This window comes from Puniceibacterium confluentis (assembly GCF_007923445.1).
In the GTDB taxonomy this organism is placed as follows: Bacteria; Pseudomonadota; Alphaproteobacteria; order Rhodobacterales; family Rhodobacteraceae; genus Puniceibacterium; species Puniceibacterium confluentis.
The window spans coordinates 121,595-141,422 of the sequence record NZ_VOJI01000003.1; the positions used below are offsets into that span (position 1 = coordinate 121,595).

19 protein-coding genes and 1 riboswitch are annotated in these 19,828 nt (G+C 64.4%); of the genes, 5 read left to right on the forward strand and 14 right to left on the reverse strand.

The window, feature by feature from the left end; genetic code table 11:
- Nucleotides 1–164 precede the first annotated feature (164 nt).
- The 8 genes from metK to miaB form a co-directional block, all read right to left on the reverse strand.
- Nucleotides 165–1,346, reverse strand: a complete 1,182-nt coding sequence (metK, locus tag FOY53_RS04915; RefSeq protein ID WP_146586326.1) for a methionine adenosyltransferase — start codon at nucleotides 1,344–1,346, stop codon at nucleotides 165–167.
- A 5-nt stretch (nucleotides 1,347–1,351) separates the two neighbouring features.
- Nucleotides 1,352–1,399, reverse strand: a riboswitch (SAM-SAH riboswitch).
- A gap of 42 nt (nucleotides 1,400–1,441) precedes the next feature.
- Complete coding sequence (lnt, locus tag FOY53_RS04920) at nucleotides 1,442–2,965, reverse strand: apolipoprotein N-acyltransferase (protein WP_246107284.1); 1,524 nt, start codon at nucleotides 2,963–2,965, stop codon at nucleotides 1,442–1,444.
- Nucleotides 2,958–3,887 (reverse strand): hemolysin family protein, encoded by a 930-nt coding sequence (locus FOY53_RS04925; protein WP_146586330.1) that lies wholly within the window; start codon nucleotides 3,885–3,887, stop codon nucleotides 2,958–2,960. The genes lnt and FOY53_RS04925 overlap by 8 nt, the downstream gene beginning before the upstream one ends.
- 55 nt (nucleotides 3,888–3,942) lie before the next feature.
- Nucleotides 3,943–4,449, reverse strand: a complete 507-nt coding sequence (gene ybeY / locus FOY53_RS04930) for an rRNA maturation RNase YbeY (protein ID WP_146586332.1) — start codon at nucleotides 4,447–4,449, stop codon at nucleotides 3,943–3,945.
- Between the two features lie 17 nt (nucleotides 4,450–4,466).
- Nucleotides 4,467–5,447 carry a PhoH family protein gene (locus FOY53_RS04935; RefSeq protein ID WP_146586334.1) on the reverse strand — a complete coding sequence of 327 codons (981 nt, stop codon included), beginning with the start codon at nucleotides 5,445–5,447 and terminating at the stop codon, nucleotides 4,467–4,469.
- Between the two features lie 150 nt (nucleotides 5,448–5,597).
- Nucleotides 5,598–5,915, reverse strand: coding sequence for a hypothetical protein (locus FOY53_RS04940; RefSeq protein WP_146586336.1), 318 nt, complete (start codon nucleotides 5,913–5,915; stop codon nucleotides 5,598–5,600).
- 13 nt (nucleotides 5,916–5,928) lie between these two features.
- Nucleotides 5,929–6,561, reverse strand: coding sequence for an OmpA family protein (locus FOY53_RS04945; protein WP_246107285.1), 633 nt, complete (start codon nucleotides 6,559–6,561; stop codon nucleotides 5,929–5,931).
- 268 nt (nucleotides 6,562–6,829) lie between these two features.
- Nucleotides 6,830–8,149 carry a tRNA (N6-isopentenyl adenosine(37)-C2)-methylthiotransferase MiaB gene (miaB, locus tag FOY53_RS04950; protein ID WP_146586338.1) on the reverse strand — a complete coding sequence of 440 codons (1,320 nt, stop codon included), beginning with the start codon at nucleotides 8,147–8,149 and terminating at the stop codon, nucleotides 6,830–6,832.
- A 210-nt stretch (nucleotides 8,150–8,359) separates the two neighbouring features.
- On the opposite strand from miaB, the gene FOY53_RS04955 reads away from it, so the two are divergent.
- Nucleotides 8,360–9,229, forward strand: coding sequence for a hypothetical protein (locus FOY53_RS04955; protein ID WP_146586340.1), 870 nt, complete (start codon nucleotides 8,360–8,362; stop codon nucleotides 9,227–9,229).
- A 118-nt stretch (nucleotides 9,230–9,347) separates the two neighbouring features.
- Nucleotides 9,348–10,016, forward strand: coding sequence for a Crp/Fnr family transcriptional regulator (locus FOY53_RS04960; RefSeq protein ID WP_146586342.1), 669 nt, complete (start codon nucleotides 9,348–9,350; stop codon nucleotides 10,014–10,016).
- 430 nt (nucleotides 10,017–10,446) lie between these two features.
- Here the strand turns inward: FOY53_RS04960 and FOY53_RS04965 are convergent, their stop codons facing one another.
- Genes FOY53_RS04965 through fabA form a run of 3 tightly spaced genes read right to left on the reverse strand, consistent with a single transcriptional unit; the run spans nucleotide 10,447 to nucleotide 13,020 of the window.
- Nucleotides 10,447–11,238: an enoyl-ACP reductase FabI gene (locus FOY53_RS04965; protein ID WP_146586344.1), complete on the reverse strand. Its 792-nt coding sequence runs from the start codon at nucleotides 11,236–11,238 to the stop codon at nucleotides 10,447–10,449.
- A 10-nt stretch (nucleotides 11,239–11,248) separates the two neighbouring features.
- Nucleotides 11,249–12,475, reverse strand: a complete 1,227-nt coding sequence (gene fabB / locus FOY53_RS04970; RefSeq protein WP_146586346.1) for a beta-ketoacyl-ACP synthase I — start codon at nucleotides 12,473–12,475, stop codon at nucleotides 11,249–11,251.
- Between the two features lie 35 nt (nucleotides 12,476–12,510).
- Nucleotides 12,511–13,020: a bifunctional 3-hydroxydecanoyl-ACP dehydratase/trans-2-decenoyl-ACP isomerase gene (fabA, locus tag FOY53_RS04975; protein WP_146586349.1), complete on the reverse strand. Its 510-nt coding sequence runs from the start codon at nucleotides 13,018–13,020 to the stop codon at nucleotides 12,511–12,513.
- 177 nt (nucleotides 13,021–13,197) lie between these two features.
- Between fabA and irr the strand changes: the two genes are divergently transcribed.
- Nucleotides 13,198–13,620, forward strand: a complete 423-nt coding sequence (gene irr / locus FOY53_RS04980; protein WP_146586659.1) for a Fur family transcriptional regulator Irr — start codon at nucleotides 13,198–13,200, stop codon at nucleotides 13,618–13,620.
- Nucleotides 13,621–13,653: 33 nt separating this feature from the next.
- Here the strand turns inward: irr and nagA are convergent, their stop codons facing one another.
- Genes nagA through rsgA form a run of 3 tightly spaced genes read right to left on the reverse strand, consistent with a single transcriptional unit; the run spans nucleotide 13,654 to nucleotide 16,787 of the window.
- Nucleotides 13,654–14,826: an N-acetylglucosamine-6-phosphate deacetylase gene (nagA, locus tag FOY53_RS04985; protein ID WP_146586351.1), complete on the reverse strand. Its 1,173-nt coding sequence runs from the start codon at nucleotides 14,824–14,826 to the stop codon at nucleotides 13,654–13,656.
- Entirely contained in the window at nucleotides 14,823–15,695 is an 873-nt protein-coding gene (locus FOY53_RS04990) for a glucosamine kinase nucleotide-binding domain-containing protein (protein ID WP_146586353.1), read from the reverse strand. The genes nagA and FOY53_RS04990 overlap by 4 nt, the downstream gene beginning before the upstream one ends.
- Before the next feature lie 57 nt (nucleotides 15,696–15,752).
- Nucleotides 15,753–16,787: a ribosome small subunit-dependent GTPase A gene (rsgA, locus tag FOY53_RS04995; protein WP_146586355.1), complete on the reverse strand. Its 1,035-nt coding sequence runs from the start codon at nucleotides 16,785–16,787 to the stop codon at nucleotides 15,753–15,755.
- A 341-nt stretch (nucleotides 16,788–17,128) separates the two neighbouring features.
- Between rsgA and FOY53_RS05000 the strand changes: the two genes are divergently transcribed.
- Nucleotides 17,129–18,292 (forward strand): alpha-hydroxy acid oxidase, encoded by a 1,164-nt coding sequence (locus tag FOY53_RS05000; protein WP_146586357.1) that lies wholly within the window; start codon nucleotides 17,129–17,131, stop codon nucleotides 18,290–18,292.
- A gap of 132 nt (nucleotides 18,293–18,424) precedes the next feature.
- Nucleotides 18,425–19,522, forward strand: coding sequence for a redox-regulated ATPase YchF (ychF, locus tag FOY53_RS05005; RefSeq protein ID WP_146586360.1), 1,098 nt, complete (start codon nucleotides 18,425–18,427; stop codon nucleotides 19,520–19,522).
- Nucleotides 19,523–19,828: the final 306 nt, after the last annotated feature.

The following is a 19,828-nucleotide window of genomic DNA, read 5'->3' on the forward strand; positions in this document are numbered from 1 at the left end:
CGACGCGCAACCGGGCAGGATGCCGGTCCGGACGCCGGAGAGACGCAAAATGCGCAGATACAGGTGCCGGAATGGCGTCTGGGCAGGGGGTCGGCAGACCGCGCGCCGCAAACAGCAAGGGCGCCGCACTGGCGACGCCCTTGCCGAATCTACTGCCAAATGGCTCAGACCGCCTTTTTCAGCGCCTCGACAAGATCGGTCCGCTCCCACGAGAAGCCGCCATCGGCTTCGGGCGCGCGGCCGAAATGGCCATAGGCCGACGTCCGTGCATAAATCGGCTTGTTCAGCTCGAGATGGGTGCGGATGCCGCGCGGGGTGAGGTCGATGACCTTGGGAATCGCCCGTTCGATCGCCGACGCTTCGACTTCGCCGGTGCCGTGGGTGTCGACATAGATCGACAGCGGCTTGGCCACGCCGATGGCATAGCTCAGCTGCACGGTGCAACGCCGCGCCATGCCCGCAGAAACGACGTTCTTGGCGAGGTAACGCGCCACATAAGCCGCCGAGCGGTCAACCTTGGTCGGATCCTTGCCGGAAAATGCACCGCCACCATGCGGCGCCGCGCCGCCGTAGGTGTCGACGATGATCTTGCGCCCGGTCAGTCCCGCGTCGCCGTCCGGGCCGCCGATCACGAAGACACCCGTCGGATTGACCCACCATTCGGTGGCTTCGTCAATCCAGCCGTCGGGAAGCACTTCCCGGATGTAGGGTTCGACAATCGCGCGGACATCGTCCGAGCTCTGGCGCTCGTCGGCGTGCTGTGTCGACAGCACGATCGAAGTCACCCCCACCGGTTTGCCGTTCTCGTAGCGCACAGACAGCTGCGACTTGGCATCCGGGCGCAGCAACGGCTCGGTGCCGTCCTTGCGCACTTCGGCCAGACGCCGCAGGATTGCGTGCGAGTACTGGATGGGCGCGGGCATGAGCGCCTCTGTCTCGTTCGTCGCATAGCCGAACATGATGCCCTGATCGCCGGCGCCTTCATCACGATCACCGCCGCCGGTCACGCCCTGGGCGATGTGGGCGGACTGTTCGTGCAGAAGGTTGGTGATTTCACAGGTCGCGTGGTGGAACTTGTCCTGCTCATAGCCGATGTCCTTGATGCAGGCCCGGGCAATATCCGGAACCGCCGCCATATAGGCGGACAGCTTGTCCTGATCGGTCAGGCCGACTTCGCCACCGATCACCACGCGGTTGGTGGTGGCGAACGTTTCGCAGGCGACGCGTGCCAACGGGTCTTCGGACAGAAAGGCGTCAAGAATTGCATCCGAAATCCGGTCACAGACCTTATCGGGATGCCCTTCCGAGACGGACTCGGAAGTGAAAATGTAGTTGTTACGCGACATGGGAGTGCTCCGTTGATACCTGCCGTCACGCCAGGAAGCCGTTGTGACGGGATGTTTTAGGCTGACGCCGGGGATACGCTGCGTCAGCCGGAGGGTCAATCGGAATTGCGCCGCCGCCCCGCCAGGGCCCCTCCGGACAGCACGAGCAGCAGAATCAGTACCGGAAGGTCGCCGAGGCGGCTGTACAACGTCGGCGCCAGCGCCGCCGGCAGCGGCAGATCCAGATAGCCCGCCTGCCCGAGCGGAATCTGGCCGAGGGTGCGGCCCGCACCGTCAATCACGGCGGAAACGCCGGTGTTGGCGGCGCGCAGCATCGGCAGACCCTGCTCGATCGCGCGGATTCGCGCCTGAGCAAGGTGTTGGTACGGTCCCGACCAGTCACCGAACCAGGCATCATTGGTGATCTGCAACAGCATGTCGGCGCGTCCCGGCACCCCATGCACATCCTGCGGAAACACCGCCTCGTAGCAGATCAGCGGCACGGCGCGGCCCAGCGGACCAAGATCCAGCAGCACAGGCCCCGGCCCGGCCGCAAATCCGCCATCCGCCCGTGCCGCAAGGCCAAGGATGTTGAACCTGGCAAACAGGCTGGCCCAGGGCATGTATTCGCCGAACGGGACAAGGTGATGCTTGTCGTACAGCTGCGTCACCGCGCCATCGGCGCCGGTCACCACCAGACTGTTGAAATAGGCGCCATTGTCTTCGCGCTGCACCCCGACCACCACCTGGGTTGCGGGGCCCGCGGCATCCGAGACCACCGCCAGAGCTTCGTCCGCATGGGCCAGCAGCATGGGCAGGGCCGTCTCCGGCCAGATGGTCATCGCCGGAACCGGGCGGCCCGCTGTCGGCGGCGCGGCGGTAAAGTCGACCTGACGCTCAAAGAACATCCGCGCCTTGTCACGATCCCACTTTTCCTCTTGCGGCGCGTTGGGCTGCACCAGACGCACCCAGGGCCGGGCGCTGTTGTCTTGTGGCGGCGGCGTCAGCCAGTGCCCGCCCGCCAGCAGCAAGGCGCCCAGCGCGACGGCACCTGTCATTGGCAGCACACGCCGGGTCACAACGGCCTGTGCGCACAGGGCGGCGAGGGTCAGGGTCAGCAGGCCCAGTCCGTGCGGGCCGAACAGGGACACCCACTGAATTGCCGGCGACGGCGCCCAGAGATAGGCCACATGCGCCCAGGGAAATCCGGTCAGGACATAGGCCCGCGCCAGTTCCGCAGCGGCCCAGAACGGCACCAGCGCCCAGACGCGGCCCACCTGAGCCGCCCCCCAGAAGGCCAGAGCCCAGAACAACGCCAGACCCGCGGCTATGCCGAACAACGCAAAGGGGGCCATCCAGCCCGTCGTCGCGGCATCGACCTGAAACGGTTCGACAATCCAGCCGAGCCCAAGACCGAAATACCCCAGACCAAAGGCCCATCCCGCCCCGATCCAGCCGTGTGGCATGATCCGGATCAGGGCAAAGACCGCAACCAGCCCCGGAAAGGCCAGCATCCAGAGATCGTAAGGTGCCTGCCCCAACGCAAAAATGCCGCCAGCAGCAATCGCCAGCGGCAGCCGACTCCACTGCGGCAGATGCGCGGCCCGGACACGGGCCGCAGGCGGCGTAGTGTCAGACACGGCCCGCCTCGGCAGCGGCATTGGCGGCGGCGGCCGCAGCCGTGCCGGGGCTGCCGGGCATACGGACGCGCAACCGCTTGATCCGGCGCGGGTCAGCATCGACAACTTCGAATTCGACGCCGTCCGGATGCGGCACCATCTCCCCGCGAGCGGGCACATGTCCGGACAGCACAAAGACCAGACCGCCCAGGGTGTCGATTTCCTCGCCGTCGATATCGTCGTGATCGGTCAACTGCATGCCGATCTCGGCTTCGAACTCTTCCAGCGGCGTGGTGGCCAGCGCCAGATAGCAGCCGGATTTTTCCTGGGTAAAATTCTTGCCCTCGTCGGTGTCGTGCTCGTCCTCGATCTGTCCGACGACCTGTTCGATCAGATCTTCGATGGTGACGAGCCCGTCAACGCCGCCGTATTCGTCGATCACCAGCGCCATGTGACGCCGTTCGGTCTGCATCTTGGTCAGCAGCACGCCGATCGGCATCGAGGGCGGCACAAAAAGCAGCGGCCGCAGCATCTTCTTCAGGTCGAACTGGGTGTTCGCACCGTTGAAGCCATGCATCAGGGCAAAATCCTTGAGGTGCGCCATGCCCACCGGCGTGTCGAGCGTACCGCTGAACACCGGCAACCGCGTCATGCCGCTTTCCCGGAAGACCCTGACCAACTCGTCCTTGGAGATGCTGTCGGGCACCGAAACGATCTCGGCCCGTGGCACGGCCACATCCTCGACCCGCATCCGGCGCAGATTTATCATCCCGTGCGTCGGCTGCGGAACAGAGCTCTGCACCTCGCCATTGACGTCGGGCGTCGCGCCCTCTCCGGGGGTCAGTACCCCCACGATCCGGCGGAAGAACCCCACCGACCTGTTATCCTGTTCCTCGTCCTGCGCGCTCTGCGCTGCGTTAGAAGAACCGTCGCTGTCGCCCATCTTATCCCTGTCCAAATCAGCAATGCGCCAGGCACTGCCGTTCCTTTTACGTCGTCTAGTCGTCCCTATATGGGTCGTCGATACCCATTTTGCCAAGTATGGCGGTCTCATGCCCCTCCATTAACGTGGCATCGCCGTCACGGACATGATCATACCCCAGCAAATGCAAAATTCCGTGCACGATCAGGTGCGACACATGGTCAGGCATGGATTTGCCCGATTCTGCGGCTTCGCGCGCGCAGGTGTCCCAGGAAATGGCAATGTCGCCAAGGCTTTCGGGGTCGGCCTCGGATCCTGGCGGCGCGTCGTCGGGTGCCGCGCCCTCGACTTCGGCCGACAGGTCCCAGGCCGGCCAGCTGAGAACGTTGGTCGGTGTCGGCTTGCCCCGAAAATCGGCGTTCAGGGTCGCGATGCGGGCATCGTCGCATGCCAGCACCGCAATGTCGTACTGTCCGGGGTCAAGGTTCAGGTGATTCAGGGCCGCACGGGCCGCCGTTTCGGCCAATGCGTCCAGACCCAGACCTCTCCAGCGGTCGTCCTCTGAAATGATGTCCGTGATCATCTTCGGGTCCGACGGCATTATGCGCCCCCGGTGTCCTTTTCGTAGGCTTCGATGATCGCCGCCACCAGCGGGTGACGCACCACATCCTTGGCCGTGAAGTAGTTGAAGCTGATCTTGGGTATATTCCCCAACAGCCGCTCCGCATCCTGCAGCCCCGACGGCACGCCGCGCGGCAGGTCGATCTGCGTGCGGTCGCCGGTGATCACCATGCGCGATCCTTCGCCCAGACGGGTCAGGAACATCTTCATCTGCATCGTGGTGGCGTTCTGCGCCTCGTCCAGCACCACAAAGGCATTGGCCAGGGTCCGCCCCCGCATGAACGCCAGCGGAGCGATCTCGATCACCTTTTCCTCACGCAGCTTGGCAAGCTGCTTGCCCGGCAGGAAATCGTTCAGCGCATCATAGAGCGGCTGCATGTAGGGATCGACCTTGTCCTCCATCGCGCCCGGCAGAAAGCCCAGCTTTTCCCCGGCCTCGACGGCAGGTCGTGACAGGATGATCTTGTCGACCATGCCGTTGATGAACATGTTCACGCCGACAGCAACGGCAAGATATGTCTTGCCGGTGCCCGCCGGCCCGATGCCGAACGCCAGTTCGTGCTGAAACAGCGACCGGACATAGGCCTTTTGCGCATCCGTGCGCGGCTCGACCAGCTTCCTGCGGGTCTTGATCTCGACCTTGCCGCCGGAAAACATCTCCATCTGCGCATCCGCGCCTGCGGGCTCGTCCGGGGCCATGCGGAATTCCCGGTCAATGTCGCCCTGCCCGACACTGCGGCCCTGCTCGAGCCGGGCGTAGAGGGCATTCAGCACCTCTTTCGCCTCTGCCTGCGCAGCGGGTTCGCCGTGGATCGCCAGGATGTTGCCGCGACGCAGGATCTGAACCCCGAGCCGCGTCTCGATATCGGTTAGGTTGCGATCAAACTCACCACAGAGTTCGATAAGCAAACGGTTGTCGGGAAATTCGAGGCTGACTTCGGTCAATGTGCCTGTGGTCACGCATGTCTCCAAGCTTGCGGTTCCGGGTGAGGGTGCCAAGCCCGGACGGACAAGGCAAGCGAATGCCGACGTATGGCAGGGGTCGAAATGGCAAAAGGCCGCGCAGCTGGCAGCTGCACGGCCTGAGATATGCAGGCGATGCCCAAGATGCTAGAGCGGATCGCCGATGATATTGGTCGAGCCCTGCTTGAAATCGCCGGTGGCGATGGTCGGCGGGGCCGTGCCCGAGCAGACCGGCTTGCCGTATTTGTCCAGCCGACCCGACAGGTAGCCCTCGACGCCGTCGTCGATGATCCAGTGGTCGCAGCCATTGGGGTCGACCCAGATCCCGGCCTTCATCTGGGTCAGGTCGTCGCGATCAAAGAAGTTGCGGTCGGCGCTCTTGTCCGGGCCAATCGGAATATCCGGCGAGCAGGCCGCCAATGCGCCCATCAGCGGCAGGACCAGAAGTGTTCTTGCGAATGTCATTTATCCGGTCCCCTTACTGAATGCAGATGATTTCGACACGACGGTTCTTGGCCATGCCTTCGTTGGTGCCATTGGTCGCCACCGGCATCCGTTCGCCGTAGCCGCGCACATCCACGATGTTCGCGCCGACGGATTTCCCGACGGCCGCAACGGAATTGGCGCGGTTGTAGCTCAGGCGCATGTTGTAGTCGTCCGAGGCCCGGCTGTCGGTATGGCCGACGACCACGAAGGCAACGGCAGAAGACGAGCGGAAGAAATCGGCCAGGCGCTGGCGTCCCGCCGGAGCGATCGCATATTTGTCGGTCGCAAAAAACTGGTCCGTGTTCATCACGCCGCAGACGTTCTGACGACGGCAGACCGGGATGCCCTGACGGGTCAGATGGTTGTCCATGTAACCTTCGACACCATCATCCATCACCCAGTGTTCACATCCGTCGGGATCCACCCAGATACCGGGAATGTACTGTTCACCACGGATGGTGCGGGTGTTCTGCGTCGAAACGACGGGTGTGCGGGCATCGACAGCGCCGCCGGACACACCGGTCGACTGGGCATAGCCGGGCACCACCGCTGACACCCCCACGACACTGACAAGCGCCGCGACCGTCATCGCGGATCGAACGGCTTTGGAAATACGATTGGCCACAGCCTCTGTCCCTCTTGTTGTTCCCCCAGGAGACCGCGCGCGAAAAAATGCAGGGCGGCGCAAACTGACTATAATCAACACATTAGCAAACAAAATGCCTATGTGAAGCGAAAACCACAAGATATTGTGGCTATTTGGGAAACACTGTCTACCAGAAGCCGCGAATATCTCGTGGTTTACACAAATTCAGGGAATTTTCAGAGGCTTGCCGCCCGCTATTAATCTGCGTGGTTCGCGAACAGATGCGGGGCCGGACATCTCTGTCAGGTCAGATCAAAACGCCTTTCAGCGAGTTTCGGGCGCTCTCGGTGATTCTGACCCGCGCCATGTCACCCGGCCGGGCCTCGGGCGCCAGGACATGAACCGCGTGCAGATATTCGGACTTTCCGCCCATCTGTCCGGGCATCCGACCCGGCTTTTCGAACAGGACAGTCAGGTCGCGCCCAACCATCGACTGCTGTACGGCCTGCTGCTGCCGGGTGATCAGCGCCTGCAACCGTTGCAGGCGATCGTCCTTCACGTCCTCGTCAACCTGCGCCCGATCCGCCGCCGGGGTGCCCGGGCGGGTGGAATACTTGAAGGTGTAGGCATACCCGTAGCCCACCGCCTCGATCAGATCGAGCGTCGCCTGAAAGTCTGCTTCGGTTTCTTCGGGAAAGCCGACGATGAAATCGCCCGACATCAGGATGTCCGGGCGCGCCGCACGCAGCCGTTCGATCAGCCGCAGATAACTTTCGGCGGTATGAGACCGGTTCATCCGCTTGAGAATGCGGTCGCTGCCGGACTGCACGGGAAGATGCAGATAGGGCATGAGTTTTGGGCAGGTTGCATGTGCTTCGATCAGATCGTCGCTCATGTCGTTGGGGTGGCTGGTGGTAAAGCGGATCCGCTCCAGCCCGTCGACATCGTTCAGCGCCCAGATCAGCCGGGCCAGGGACCAGTCCCCCCCGGCCCCTGCCCCGTGATAGGCATTTACGTTCTGCCCCAGCAGGGTGATCTCGCGGACGCCGCGCGCGACCAGATCCCGTGCCTCGGCCAGCACACGGTCCGCCGGGCGGCTGACTTCGGCGCCGCGGGTGTAGGGCACGACACAGAAGGCACAGAACTTGTCACATCCCTCCTGCACCGTCAGAAATGCCGCCGGCGCACGGCGTGCCCTGGGGCGGGCCTTCAGCGCCTCGAACTTGTCCTCTTCGGGAAAATCGGTGTCGAGCGCGCGGACCCCGGTCCGGACCTGCGCCTCCATCTGCGGCAGTCGATGATAACTCTGCGGGCCGACCACCAGATCAACCAGCGGCTGGCGCCGCATGATCTCGGCGCCTTCGGCCTGCGCCACACAGCCGGCGACACCGATCTTGAGGTCAGGTCTTGCCTCTTTCAGCCCCTTGTAGCGCCCCAGCTCGGAATAGACTTTTTCCGCCGCACGTTCGCGGATATGGCAGGTATTGAGCAGGATCATGTCCGCGTCGTCGGGCGTGTCGGTCGCAACATATCCCTGTTCCCCCAGCGCCTCTGACATCCTCTCGGAATCATAGACGTTCATCTGGCAGCCATAGGTCTTGATGAACAGCTTCTTGGGCGAGGTCATGGCGGGGGCTCCGGGATCGGGTTCAGGGGCGGGAGATACCGCGAAACAGGGGTCCGTCTCAATGCGAAACTTTGCAGGGCGATCAAGCGCCCCGTATGAGACGGCAGCGCGCCCTGCTGACAAAACTGGCGGAACTCCGCATAATTTCCGCACTGGCTTGCAATAGTGGGAAAATTCACCAAATCTGGCGCGAATGCTAACAGAGGTGGCATGCAGTACTCGGGTCTGAACAACTTTCTGTCGCGCGGAGCGGCGTCGCTGGCCACCGGGCCGGTTGCGCTGGTCTTTGCCGAGGACGATGTCGAACTGGATACAACCCTGCGGCATCACCAGCAGAGCGGCTTTCACAGCGTGGTCGTGTTCATGCCGACCGTCTTTGACCTGCCGCCCGACCTGACCGACAGCGTCCACCGCGTCGACTATGACCCGGGCGCCGAAGGTGCGGTCGAGGCGGCGGTCAATGCGGTGATTGATGCGGCGCCGGGGATCTGGCTCTATTACTGTTTCAACGCCGAATACCTGTTCCACCCGTTCTGCGAGACCCGGGTCATCGGCGAAATGCTTGCGTTTCACGCCGAGGAACGGCGCGATGCCATGCTGTGCTATGTCATCGACCTGTACGCCGGGGACTTGAACAGCGCGCCCGATGCCGTCTCCCTCGACGAGGCGTACCTGGACCGCTCGGGGTATTACGCCCTGGCGCGCGCGGATGCCGCAAACCACAACCACCCCAAGGACCGGCAGCTGGACTTTTTCGGCGGGCTGCGGTGGCGCTTTGAAGAGCACGTGCCGCCGGAGCGGCGGAAAATCGACCGTATCGCGCTGTTCAAGGCAAAGCCGGGGTTGCGTTTGCGGTCGGATCACACCTTTGACGACGAGGAATACAACACCTACGCCTGCCCCTGGCACAACAATCTGACCGCGGCGATTGTCTCGTTCCGTACCGCCAAGGCGCTCAAGAAGAACCCCGGATCGACATTCGACATCAGCAGTTTCCGCTGGCATAACTCGGCCCAATTCGAATGGCATTCCCGCCAGCTTCTGGATCTGGGCCTCATGGAACCCGGACAATGGTTCTGAACACATGCGGGCAGGCTAGCGGCGCAACGCGGACGCGTAACGGGGCGGCCCGCCCTGACCTGAACCGTACCAGCAGGATAGACATCCACTCCCTCCAGGACAGAGCACACGCGCGCGTATGAAAAACTCCGAAAAATTTCCCGACCTTCTGAATTGCGCGTTGCTGGATGACATGCCGGTGGCGGAAAAGGCGGCGTTTCTGGATCAATGCATCGCCAAACAACACACAAAGGCGACCGAAATCCTGACTCAGGGCGAGCTTCCTTCGGGAATTTACATCATCGCTGCGGGGACCGCCGAAATCTCGTTCATCACCCCCAACGGCAACCGGGCGATCATCACGCATCTCGGGACGGGAGAGGCCATGGGCGAGGCCGAAGTCATTGGTCAACTGCCCTGCGTTGCCACGGCGGTTGCTCCCGTGGGGACCACTACCCTGCTCTGCCCCAACAGCCGGATCCGCACGGTCATGCAATCCGAGTTCTTCATACGCAACGTGGCGCGGACCTATGTCGGCCGGATGCTGCGGGACAACCAGTTCAAGGCGATCGACCAGTTTCAGCCGGTGGAACAGCGGATCAGCAGCTATCTGTGGCATCTCTCGACTGCGGATCCAGTGGTGCGGGTCAGCCAGTCTTATCTCGCGAATGTCGCCGGCTGCTCGCGCCAGACCGTGAACCGGGTCCTTGGCCGCCTGCGGGACGACGGGCTGATTGCGATCCGCAAGGAAGAGATCGAAGTTCTCAACGCCGAATTGCTGTCGGCGCAGATCGCGAACAGCGCCTGAAACCGGTCTGCTGCATTTCGCGGGCGGCAGCGACTGGCGTGCCCTGTCTGTCCTGACGATGCACCGCCCCGACAGCAGCCGTGACAGCGTGTCAGAAAGAAAAAGGCGGGTTCAGGCACCTGCCCAAACCCGCCGAAGCTAAAACAATACTCATCACTCTTGTATATTGGTATACCACGACCGCCTGCCCCGGTGTCGCCAAGGCGACTTGGAGGGTCGGGTATTTGATATTTTTCCGAAACCCCCTGATTTTCGGGGAAATTTCACTGCACAACTCACCCATTGATTGATGGGAGTCACGGGGTACGCCCATGAGTTGCCGGGTATCGATGGCTGGACGCGCAGATATGAGTCGCGCGCGTCGGTCGCTGGATCCGAATCGGACCGAACGACACGGCGCGCGCGCCAGACCCGGACTTGCAGGCAGGGACTAAAGGTTTTCGTACTGCGGCATGCCCAGGATATGAAAGCCGCCGTCGACGTGAATGATCTCGCCCGTGGTGCAGGCACCAGCATCCGACACGAGGTAGACAGCGGTGCCACCGACGGCGTCCAGCGTCGCATTGGCGCGCAGCGGCGCGTTCATGTCGGTGTGCTTGTAGGTTTTGCGGGCGCCGCCGATGGCGGCCCCGGCCAGAGTCTTCATCGGCCCGGGGCTGATGGCGTTCACCCGAATGCCCTCGGGGCCCAGATCATTGGCAAGATACCGCGTCGCAGCCTCAAGCGCGGCTTTGGCGACGCCCATGACGTTATAATTGGGCACCACCTTGTTGCTGCCCTGATAGGTCAGGGTGATCAACGTGCCGCCGTTGTCGACCATCAGCGGGTGCGCCCGCCGGGCAATCTCGACAAAACTGTAGGCTGAAATGTCCAGCGACCGCTTGAAGTTGTCGCGCGAGGTGTTGAGAAACCGCCCGGTCAGTTCCGACTTGTCGGAAAACGCGATGGCGTGCACCACAAAGTCGATGCTCGGCCAGCGCGCTGCCAGCTGCTCGAACGCCGAGTCCAGCGAGGCATCATCGGTCACATCCACATCGACCATGAAATCCGATCCGACGCTTTCGGCCAGCGGCTTCAAGCGCGAACCGAAGGCTTCGCCCTGGTAGGTGAACGCGAGTTCGGCCCCGGCCCCGGCCAGCGCCCTTGCGATGCCCCAGGCGATCGACCGTTCGTTGGCCACCCCCATGACAAGCCCGCGCTTGCCTTTCAGCTGATCCGACATGTCTTTGATCTCACCCGTGATATTTGCTGAGCAGCATGGAGCCGTTGGTGCCGCCAAAGCCAAAGGAATTGGTCATCACCGTATCGAGCCCGGCATTTTCCACAAGGCTTGTGGCGATTTCCGCAGGTTTGAGGGCTGGATCAAGCGTCTCGACGTTGATCGACGGCGCGATGAAGTCGTTCTGCAACATCAGCAGGCAATAGATCGCCTCCTGCGCGCCGGTGGCACCCTGGCTGTGGCCGGTCATCGACTTGGTCGAACTCACCGGGGGGGTAGAGCCGTCGCCGAAGACCCGGCGCACGGCCTCGATCTCGCCGACGTCTCCGACCGGTGTCGATGTGCCGTGGGCGTTGATGTAGCTCACCTTGCGGTCAGTCAGGGATTGCAGCGCCAGTCGCATCGCCCGTTCACCGCCCTCGCCCGAGGGCGCGACCATGTCGTGGCCATCGGATGTGGCTGCATAGCCGGTGACTTCGGCATAGATTTTGGCACCGCGCGCCCTGGCGTGCTCCAGTTCCTCGAGCACCAGGATGCCGCCGCCGCCGGCGATCACAAAGCCGTCGCGGCCCGCATCGAAGGCGCGCGAAGCCTTGTCCGGTGTGTCGTTGTACTTGGACGACATCGCGCCCATCGCGTCGAACAGGCAGGACAGGGTCCAGTCCAGTTCCTCACCGCCACCGGCGAACATCACGTCCTGCTTGCCCATCATGATCTGCTCGGCCGCATTGCCGATGCAGTGCAGCGAGGTCGAGCAGGCCGAGGTGATGGAATAGTTGATGCCCTTGATCTTGTAGGCCGTGCTGAGATTGGCGCTGATGGTCGACGACATGCACTTCGGCACCGCAAACGGCCCGATCCGCTTGGGCGCGCCATTTGTCAGCACGATCTGATGCGCCGCCAGCATCGCACTGGTCGACGGCCCGCCGGACCCGGCGACCAGTCCGGTGCGCGGGTTGGAAATGTCGCTTTCCTCAAGCCCGGCATCCGCAATGGCCTGGGCCATGGCGATGTGGGCATAGGCCGCCCCCGGCCCCATGAACCGCAGCGTGCGCTTTTCCACATGCTCGGTCACGTCCAGCTTGACGTTGCCGGCGATCTGGCTGCGAAAGCCGCGCTCGGCCATCTCGGCATTGGCGGTGATGCCGGATTTCCCCGCCTTCAGCGAGGCGAGAACCTCCTGGGCATTGTTCCCGATGGACGAGACGATGCCCAGCCCAGTGACGACGACGCGGCGCATGGCGCTCTCCTCCTGTTGGGTCGCAGACAGCCGGATCAGCTCTCCGACAGTGCGACCTTCATGTCCTTGACCTGATAGATGACCTCTCCGTCGGCCTCGACGATGCCGTCGGCAACGCCCATGGTCAGACGGCGGGTCTGTATGGCTTTGGTGAAATCGACCTTGTAGGTCAGCATCTTGCGGTCAGGGCGCACCATGCCGGTCAGCTTGACCTCGCCCACGCCCAGCGCATAGCCGCGCCCCTGCCAGCCACGCCAGCCAAGGTTGAACCCGGTCAGCTGCCAAAGACCGTCCAGCCCCAGACAGCCGGGCATGATCGGATTGCCGGGAAAGTGGCAATCAAAGAACCAGAGGTCCGGTGCAATGTCGAATTCGGCCACCACATGGCCCTTGCCGTGCAGCCCGCCGTCACCGGAAATCTCGGTGATCCGGTCCATCATCAGCATCGGCGGTTCGGGCAGTTGGGCATTGCCGGGGCCGAACAATTCGCCACGGGCGCATTTCAGCAGATCTTCCTTGTCGAACTGGCTCGGGTAATCAGCCATATAGCGCGCGCCTCATCTGTTGGTCTCAATCCGTCTGCTTCCTCTAGCATCGGGGTCGCGCAGGGCGCAAGCCTGCGGTTCAAGCCTCAGCGCCCGGGGGGCCTGGGCAATTTCGTTTGAAATCCCGGCCCCTGACGCTCTATATATGATCACATGAGACCAGAGGACATGCACCCGATGACACCTGACGCGGCAAATCGTGGAACCGACTGGCTGGCCCGGGCCGACCTGCGCCCGACCCGTCAGCGTCTGACACTGGCCGCGCTTCTGGTCGGTGACGGCCAGAACCGGCATGTCACCGCGGAAAGCCTGTTCGCGGCCGCCAAGGAGAACGGTGAGCGGGTGTCACTGGCAACGGTCTACAACACGCTCAGGGCATTTTGTGACGCCGGCCTCATGCAGGAGGTCACGGTGGACGGGTCAAAAAGCTATTTCGACACCAACACCCACGACCATCCGCATTTCTACTGGGAAGATGACGGCTCGCTGACCGATGCGCCCTCGGACCAGCTGGAAATCGCCCGCCTGCCGCAGGCACCGGAAGGTGCCGAGATCGCCAGCGTCGATGTGGTGATCCGCCTGCGCCGCACGTCAAGGTGACGCCGCAAGCCAGCGGCAGAGTCTGAGCAGTCGCTAGACCGGCGACAGAGGCACCGGTTGACCACGCTGCCAGACCGCGCAGAGTTCGAGTGCGTCGCTCAGGTACACCAGATCCGCCGCGCAACCCGCCTGCAGAACGCCCGCGTTCACCCCGGCCGCGCGCGCCGGGCGCCGGGTTGCCATCGACAGCGCCCGCTCCAGCGGCACCCCCACCCCGACAAGATTGCGCACCGCCGTCGGCAGATCCAGATCCGCCCCGGCAAGTGTGCCGTCGCCCAGTCTCAGCGTGCGGTCGCGCCGGAACACCCGCTGTCCGGTCAAGGTGAAAGCGTCGATGGCGCTGCCTGCCGGCGCCATGGCATCGCTGACCAGAAACAACCCGTCCTTTTGTGCATCCGCCGCCAGTGCGACCTGCAATGTCGCCGGATGCACGTGCACCAGATCGGCGATGATCCCCGATGAAACGCCCGGCGCGCCAAGTGCCGCCCCCACCAGACCCGGCGCGCGGCTGCCAAGCTGGCTCATGGCGTTGAACAGATGCGTCACCATCCGCGCACCGGCGCCAAACGCGGCCTGCGCCTGTTCCAGGCTGCAGTCGGAATGCCCGAGCGAGACGGTGACCCCGGCTTTCGCCAGCGCCGCGATCTGCTCCGGTCTGACCGATTCCGGCGCCAGGGTGACAATCAGCGTCGGCAGACGCCGGGCCGCCCCCAGCAACACGGCCAGATCCGCATCGTCCATCTCCCGGATGCGGCCGGGATCATGTGCGCCCTTGCGGGCTGGCGCGATGTGCGGCCCCTCGAGGTGCAGGCCGCCGATTCCCGGCACGTCCAGCGCCATCGCCTCGCAGACCGCAGCGATCGCGGCCAGTGTCCTGTCGGCGGTGTCCGTGATCAGAGTGGGCATTATCGTCGTTGCCCCCAAACCCGCATGGGCCTGCGCGATGCGCTGCAGGGTCGGCACATCCGGCCGGTCGTTGAACAGAACGCCGCCGCCGCCGTTGACTTGCAGGTCAACGAACCCCGGGCTCAGGATACCGCCGCCCAATACCATGTGCGCCACGTCGTCCCGCGCCAGGTCGTCCTGCACCGCCTCCAACGGCGCCAGCGCGGCGATCCGCTGCTGGTCCATCACGACCGCCAGGCCGTCGTGCAGGGTCGTGCCATCAAACACCCTGGCACCCGAAAGCACGGTCCGCCCTGTCATCGCTCTGCACGCTCCGCCAGGGTTGCCGCCAGTGCCAGTGCGCCATCCAGCGCACTGCCGCGCGGCGGCACCAATGCCGCCAGGATTTCGGGCGCCAGCCACGGCGCGTATCTGGGACCGAGCCCGCCCAGCAGGCAGACCGGTTCGCCCGGGCGCCAGCCCAGCGCATGCAGCCCCCGGACGATGTAACCGGCTCCCTCCGCCAACAGACCCTGCGCCAGGGCATCATCGGCCTCGGCCGCCGTCACGATCTCGGGGGCCAGCGCCGCAAACTCTGCCGCGCCCGCACTGCGGGCAAAGTCTATCACGCCTGTCACCCCGCCCAACCTGTCACGTATCGAGATGCAGAGGGCGGTGTCCGGCACGATGTCATCCGCCGCCTGCAAGGCCCCGGCCAGCGCGCGGCGTCCCAGCCATGCGCCAGAGGCCTCGTCGCCCAGCACCATCCCGTGCCCGCCGATGAATTTTGTCCCTGCAGAGGTCTTCCGACCCAGAAACGACCCGGTGCCCACCGAAACCACACATCCTGTGCCGGCCCCCAGCGCCCCCGCCAGCGCGGCAGGCCGGTCTTCTTCGACCATCACCGTCGCAAACGGCAGCGCCGCCGCGACCCGCGCCGCACACCGGGAATCCAGCACTCCGGCCAGCCCGATGTAGGCAGGCACCGCCCAGAGGACCTCGGGCCTGAGCTGCGCCCGTTCACCCAGCGCGGCAAGGCAGTCGCGCAGAACCGCCAAGGCCGCGTCGAAATCGCTGGTGACATTGGCTCCCGCCCCGATGACTTCATGGCGCTGACCCTGCCAGAGCAGGGCAACGCGGCAGGTGCTGCCACCTCCGTCCACGCCCAGCACCGCCCGTGGCTCAGCCATGTGACACCACGTGATGTGCCGACCGCCCGCCGCGGCGTTCCCTGTCAGATGTGCACGTCACTTCTTCTTGCCACGCAGTTGCATCGTCCGGTTGCCGCGCGGTCCGGTGGCGACCGGCGTATTGTCGCGGTTCTCGAGGGAAAGCTTGCGCCAGCGCTCCAGCCGCGCCGGGTCGAGATCGCCGCGCTCGATCGCTGCCTGCACGGCGCAGCCCGGCTCGTGCGCATGGGTGCAGTCTCGAAAGCGGCACTCCGGGGCAAGCTCGGTGATCTCGGAAAACACCAGATCCAGACCGTCCGCGGAATCACTCATGTGCAGGGTCCGCATCCCCGGCGTGTCGATCACCCAGCCGCCCCCCCGGATCCTGTGCAGCGACCGCGAGGTGGTGGTGTGCCTGCCCTTGGCGTCCGCCTCGCGGATACCACCGGTTTCCTGCACATCGCCCTCGTCACTCGCGGCCAGCGTGTTCAGCAGGGTAGATTTTCCAACCCCGGACGATCCCACCAGCGCCACGGTCTGCCCCGCACCGCACCAGGGCACCAGAGGGTCCACGGCCTCTGGCGTCTTCGCGTTCAACGCGACCACCGCCAGCCCGCGCTGCAAGGCCGCCGCCTGCGCCAGATAAGGCTCGGCGCTCGCGACCTTGTCGGCCTTTGTCAGCACGATAACCGGTTGCGTTCCCGCCTCGTTGCACAGCGCCAGATACCGCTCGAGCCGGGCCGGGTTGAAATCCGCGTTGCAGGAGGTGACGATGAACAGCGTGTCGACATTGGCCGCGATCAGCTGCGGCTCCCGTCCGCCTTCCGTTCGGCGCTGCAACAGGGATCCCCGCTCGAGACGGCGCAGCAGCAGGTTGCTGCCCGGCTCGGCCAGAACCCAGTCTCCGACAGCAAAGTCCGCTGTGCTGGTCCGGGGCCCGAGCCCCAGCCGCACCGGCCCGGCGACGCCGATCGCCGTCATCCGTGCCCGATGCACCGTCGCCACGCGCAGGCGCAGCAGTCCGGTCTCCTCCTCGGACAACTGGGTGTCAAAGGCCGCGCTCCAGCCAAGCGCCGCAAGGTCAGTAGGAATATCTCTGCCGGTCTGTGTCATGATCTCCTGCATGAATGCGGCGCGCCGCGAAAGCAAGCCTTGCCGCAGTGCTTCCTGCATCGGAGCGGCCTTCTGACCACGTCGCACACCGGCCCCACCGCCCCGCGGTCCGGCGCCGCATCGGGGCTGACGCGTCCCGGCGGGGGCGGCGCGGAGCCACCTGCCGACGGCGGGTGGCGACACACCCGGCGCGCCGCAGGCGCTCCGTCGGATCGGCGCGAGTGATTCATCGGCTCGGGCGGTTCACCCGGACCGCGACGCACAGCCCTGGCTTATGCCTTGCCCGGCCTCACCGGTATTGGTAAGCAATCCCGACCAATCCGCAGAAAAGGCCGACGTCCATGCCCGTGATCACCGAGATTGCCGACCTCAAGCGCCTCTATCGCCGCCGGGTGCCGCGGATGTTTTACGACTATGCCGAATCCGGCAGCTGGTCCGAACAGACCTTCCGCGAAAATTCCAGCGACTTCGACAAGATCTATCTGCGCCAGCGGGTTGCCGTGGATATGGCGGGGCGTACGACCGGGTCCAGGATGATCGGCCAGGAGGTGGCGATGCCGGTGGCGCTGGCACCGGTCGGGATGACCGGGATGCAGCACTGCGATGGCGAGATCAAGGCCGCGCGGGCTGCGGAAAAATTTGGTGTGCCCTATTGCCTCTCGACCATGTCGATCTGCTCGATCGAGGATGTCGCCGCCCACACCAGCAAGCCTTTCTGGATGCAGGTCTACACGCTCAAGGACGACGACTACATGCAGCGCCTGTTCGACCGTGCCAAGGCGGCGAACTGTTCGGCTGCGGTGATCACGGTCGATCTGCAGGTGATGGGGCAGCGCCACAAGGACATCAAGAACGGCCTGTCCGCGCCGCCCAAGCTGACGCCCAGGTCGATCGCCGACATGATGACCAAGGTGCAGTGGGGCCTTGGCATGTTGTCCACCAAGCGGCGGTTTTTCAGCAACATCGTCGGTCATGCCAAAGGGGTGAGTGACCCGTCGTCGCTGTCCACCTGGATCGCCGAGGCGTTTGATCCGTCGCTCGACTGGGACCGCATCCGGCAATTCCGCAAGATGTGGGACGGGCCGCTGATCATCAAGGGCATCATGGATGCCCGCGACGCCCGCGAAGCCTGCAACGTCGGCGCCGACGCCATTGTCGTGTCGAACCACGGCGGGCGGCAGCTGGACGGCACACTCAGTTCCATCCGGGCCCTGCCGGCCATACTGGACGCGGTCGGCGACCGGATCGAGGTGCATCTCGATTCCGGTATCCGCTCCGGTCAGGACGTGCTCAAGGCGTTGAGCATGGGGGCGAAGGGCACCTGGATCGGGCGCGCCTATGTCTATGGTCTGGGTGCAATGGGCGAACAGGGCGTCACCCGCGCCCTCGAAGTGATCCACAGGGAACTCGACCTGTCGATGGCGATGTGCGGGCGGCGCGATGTGGCCACCCTAGACCGCGACATCCTGCTGATCCCCGAAGATTTTGTCGGCCGCTGGCAGTAACGCCACGCGGCCCGGACCGCCCGAGCCCCGGGTTGCGGCTGCGGGCGGCGGGCCACAAACCGCGCCTGGCCTTGCACCCCACATCCACTGGCTCTAGAAGCGGCCCGTCACAGAGGTGAAAAGGAACACATCATGGGCTTCAAGATGGGAATCGTGGGTCTGCCCAACGTGGGCAAATCGACCCTTTTCAACGCGCTGACAAAGACCGCCGCCGCCCAGGCCGCAAACTTTCCGTTCTGCACGATCGAGCCCAACGTCGGCGACGTCGCCGTGCCCGATGCGCGACTGGACCGGCTGGCCGCGATTGCGAAGTCCAAGCAGATCATCCCGACACGCATGACCTTTGTGGACATCGCCGGGCTGGTCAAGGGCGCCTCCAAGGGCGAAGGTCTGGGCAACCAGTTCCTGGCCAACATCCGCGAAGTCGACGCCATTGCCCATGTGCTGCGCTGTTTCGAGGATGGCGATGTTGTGCATGTCGACGGACGTGTCGACCCGGTCGCCGATGCCGAGACCATCGAGACCGAGCTGATGATTTCCGACATCGAATCGATCGAAAAGCGGCTGGTCAACATCACCCGCAAGGTGCGCGGCGGCGACAAGGAGGCGGTCCAGCAGGAGCGCCTGATGAAAGCCGCGCTCGCCGCTCTGGAGCAGGGCCAGCCGGCCCGCACGGTGCAGGTCGACGCCGAAGATGCCAAGGCGTGGAAGATGTTGCAGCTGCTGACCACCAAGCCGGTGCTCTATGTCTGCAACGTCTCTGAAGAAGAGGCCGCCAGCGGCAACGCGCATTCCGAGAACGTGGCGAGGATGGCCGCGTCGCAGGGAAATTCCCATGTGGTGATCTCGGCCAAGATCGAAGAGGACATCTCGCAGCTTGACGCCGACGAAGCCGAGATGTTCCTGTCCGAGATGGGTCTGGAAGAGGCCGGGCTCGACCGTCTGATCCGCGCGGGCTATGCCCTGCTGCATCTCGAGACCTATTTCACCGTTGGCCCGAAAGAGGCGCGCGCCTGGACCATCCGTCATGGCACCTCTGCCCCCCAGGCCGCCGGGGTGATCCACGGCGATTTCGAGCGCGGCTTCATCCGCGCCGAGACAATCGCTTATGACGACTTTGTCACTCTGGGCGGCGAACAGCCGGCCAAGGACGCCGGCAAGATGCGCGCCGAGGGCAAGACCTACACCGTCAAGGACGGTGACGTGCTGCACTTCCTGTTCAACACCTGAGGCGCGGACGCCCCGGCGCGCAACTCCGGCGCGCTGAGGATTTGCAGCCGCGTCGCAAGCCGGACGGCATGATCCGGCGGGCCAGACGCTGAACGGCGCGCATGGGTCGGCACATTCCGCCCGATTTTTCCAGCCAAAGCCCGGCTCCGGCGCGCCTGTCAGATCGAGCCCCGGTCCGGGGCCCGAAAGCGGGCTGTGACGGGCTCACCACGCACCAGCCACTGTCGCCGTCCGCGCCTCTGACATCGAAGGCGCGATTTCACGCAGAGCGCCGCGCCCGGGCCGACGAATGTCTGAAACAGCTTA